The sequence below is a fragment of the Flavobacterium sp. genome (genome assembly GCF_027490375.1).
Classification (GTDB): domain Bacteria; phylum Bacteroidota; class Bacteroidia; order Flavobacteriales; family Flavobacteriaceae; genus Flavobacterium.
The window spans coordinates 1-3,900 of sequence record NZ_JAIXYH010000092.1 but is presented as its reverse complement, the minus strand read 5'-3'; the positions used below and the strand labels follow the sequence as shown (position 1 = coordinate 3,900).

1 protein-coding gene is annotated in these 3,900 nt (G+C 43.0%); it reads left to right on the top strand.

The genetic code is table 11. The features are described 5' to 3' along the window. Window positions 1-772 precede the first annotated feature (772 nt). On the top strand, window positions 773-3,900 hold a 3,128-nt coding region (locus Q0064_RS13880; protein ID WP_298148806.1), incomplete at its 3' end, for a glucose/sorbosone family PQQ-dependent dehydrogenase.

Genomic DNA, 3,900 nt, shown 5'->3' with positions numbered 1-3,900 from the left:
CGGACGAGAGTTCAAATCTCTCTCTCGCTACTTAAGAATAAAGCCTTTACGATTTCGTAGGGGCTTTATCCGTTTTTAGGTTCTTGGGCATCGCTTAAACTTCATTAATGAACTAAGGCGCGGTGGATTCATATCCGCCTAGGCGGACGAGAGTTCAAATCTCTCTCTCGCTACTTAAGAATAAAGCCTTTACGATTTCGTAGGGGCTTTATCCGTTTTTAGGTTCTTGGGCATCGCTTGAACTTCATTAATGAACTGAGGCGCGGTGGATTCATTTCCGCCGAGGCGAACGAGAGTTCAAATCTTTCTCTAATTAAGAAAAGATTGTCCATTTTGGCAGTCTTTTTGTTTTTTGGCAGCATTTCCTGCTATTATTCCAAGTCCTCGTTACTTTTTGTGTTTTTTTAGTTGTTGCTGCGGTGCTTCCTTCGGGCGCATGCATCAATCAACAAAAACTACAAAAACTACCTCCGGGCTTTCCATGCTATCAGGGCTGCAAAATCCGTTTCCACAAAGTCATAACCTCTTAGAATGTAGAAAAAAGAGAACAGTGTTAAAAAAATTAACTTTTTTAAATCTAATCTTTGATTTAACTCGTATATCTCAATAATTTTTTTCAAACAGCTTTAAATTTTATCGACAAAATGATTTGTTTTATCGATAAATTGTATTCTTTTGATGAAGAAAAAGGTGACAGCCCGTTTGCTCTGAAAGTTACGTGTGCCACCGTACAAAAAAAACAAATTACCAATCAAAGCACACCGGTACTTCTATGCGTAAAATTACATTACAACTCCTCCTCTTCTTCTCTATTTCTGTGTACGCCCAAAACTTTACTGAATCGCTTTTAGTTCCCAACAATACATTTGATTATCCCTACGACATGGTTTATGGTCCAGATAACTTTTTGTATCTCACTGAACGAGTTGGCGAACGTGTTCAGCGCGTTAATGTTGCCACAGGAACGGTCGATTTACTTCTTGATATGAGCGCTTTAGTTTGGCGCAACGGCGGACAAGATGGTTTGTTAGGCATTATACTTCATCCACAATTTGGTCAAGGTACGGGCAACGATTACATATATTTATCGTATACCTATTCCACCACAAGCACTGCCGCCAATCGGCGGTTAAGAATTGTTCGCTATACATTTACTGCCAACGGAACCGATGGTAGTCTTTCGTCGCCGCTTGTCTTACTTGATAACCTTCCCGGATCTAATGATCATAACTCGGCTAAGTTTGCATTCGGACCCGACGGCAAACTCTACTATACCATTGGCGATCAGGGCAAAAACCAATTCGACAATAAGTGTTTGGTAATTCGCTCACAGGATTTACCGACCGCAGCTATGGTAATTGCTAACGATTACAGCACTTACGAAGGAAAAATACTCCGAATGAATTTAGATGGGTCAATACCTTCCGACAATCCACTACTCGGCAATGTACGCAGCCACATTTTTACTTATGGACATCGAAACCCGCAAGGAATTGCCTTTTCAAGCAACGGCATATTATATTCGAACGAACACGGACCGAAATCAGACGACGAAATAAACATCATCACTGCAGCAAAAAACTACGGTTGGCCTAGAATATCCGGCTTCAAGGACGACCGGGCGTACACCTACTGTAACTGGTCGACTGCTACCAATTGTACTAGTATTGCTTTTTCCGATTACACCTGCGGTACTGGTGCTACGACTCAAACCGAAAGCAGTTTTAATGCCACCGACTTTCAACCACCGGTTGCTACTTTTTACACCGTAGATAACACCTTCGATTTTAGTGGTGGCTACTTAACTTGGCCCACTATTGCACCATCTTCTTTAAAGATTTACGAAGGTTATTCGTGTGGGATTCCCGGCTGGGATAAGTCGCTTTTAAGTACTTCTCTAAAAGCTGGACGCATTTTCAGAAGCAAATTGTCTGCAGATGGTTCTGCAATTGAAGGAACACCACAGGAGCTATTTTCATCAAATAACAGACTTCGTTCTGTAGTTATTGCTCCCAATGGTAAAGAATTTTATATCATCACCGATAGTGGTGGAAGTACTTCGGGACCAACGGGTTCGGGAGCTACTGTAGTAAATCCAGGCGTGATTCTAAAATACACGTATATCCCAAGCGACAAGCCCGTTGCCACTGCAGCAACAAATATCTTAGAAAACGAATTTCAGGCAAACTGGAATGCGCCTTGTGCAACGCCTGCTTCATATAAACTCGACGTGAGTACAGTTGTAACTTTCCTCGGAACTGAATCTTCCTTAGCCGAATGGAGAGCTACAACAAATACTACTACAGCAACAAGTAGCAGTAACGGCAACAATACCAAAACAATATCTGTAAATACAGGTGTGGCTATAACCTATACCACAGGAGTTGCAGGCAACGCATATAGCACAAGTGGTTGGACAAGTGTTGCAGCAAAATGGTGGCAAATAGACCTAGTAACAACCGGCAGATACAACATTAGAGTTTCATCAGCACAACAATCCAGTAACACGGGACCAAGAGATTTTAAATTACAGTATAGAATCGGAACGAGCGGTATTTGGACAGATGTGCCTAACGCCACTAACATTCAATGCGCAAATAACTTTACAACGGGCGTACTCAGTAATATTGTACTTCCTGAAATTTGCAACAACAAAGCCCAAGTTTTCTTGCGCTGGCTCGTAACATCGAACACAGCGGTTAATGGAGCTGCCGTTGTTTCGGGAGGAACCAACCGAATTGACAACATTGTTATTTTATCTTCAAATCAATCGCTGTTAGCAAATTATAATGATCTAACAGTAAACGGAACAAATACCCAAGTTACTGGACTTGCAGCAAACACCACCTATTATTATCGCGTTAGAGCCGTTCATGCTAACGAAACTTCTTTAAATTCTGAAGTTTTCACAGTAACGACAAATCCACCGATGAGTAGCTCAGGAAATAGTATTAACGTAAACTGTAATGGTGAGGACAACGGAGCAGCGATGATCAACGTTACAGGAGGTTCTCCGCCTTACTCCTATTCTTGGAGTCCGACTGGAGGTACAAATTCAACTGCAACAGGACTTGCAGCTGGTAACTACATCGTAACTGTTACCGATAGTAAACTGAAAACACATACGCGCAATTTCACGATCACCGAACCGTTCCAAACCGTTTGGAACGGCACTTCGTGGAGCAACGGACTTCCAGCTGCGGGAATCAAAGCTGTGTTTAATGCCAACTACAGCATCACTTCCGATATGGCTGCGTGTGGTGTTGTGGTAAACACCGGAGCTACGGTAACTTTAAATAGCAATTTTGATCTGACTGTAGATGGAAAAGTACAAGTAGCCACAGGTGGTTTACTCATTGTAGAGAACAACGCCAATTTGATTCAAGTGCGCGATGTAGCCAACACAGGAGCCATTCAAGTTAAACGTCAGGCGAGCATGCGCCGCTTGGATTACGTGTATTGGTCCTCGCCCGTAGCTAATCAAAACCTTTTGGCGTTCTCGCCACTTACAATGACCAATCGTTTCTACACCTTAAATGAAGTCACCAACAATTTCGAGCAGATAAATCCAAGTACAAATACGTTCGATTTGGCTAAAGGATACATGATTCGGGCTCCCAATACCTTCCCAACCACGCCACAAACCTTCAACGGACTCTTCCAAGGTGTGCCGAACAACGGTAATGCCGCGATTGGAGTGACTGTAGCGAGTTCTGGAAATAACTTAATCGGAAACCCATATCCATCTACCGTAAATGCGGTATCGTTCTTAAACGATAATCCGGGAACAATCTACTTCTGGACACACAGCCAGCAAGGAGCTACGGCAGCGGCCAACTATGCGTCGTTTAACCTCTCGGGAGGTACAGCAGCTACAGCCGGTGGTCCGACGCCAAACGG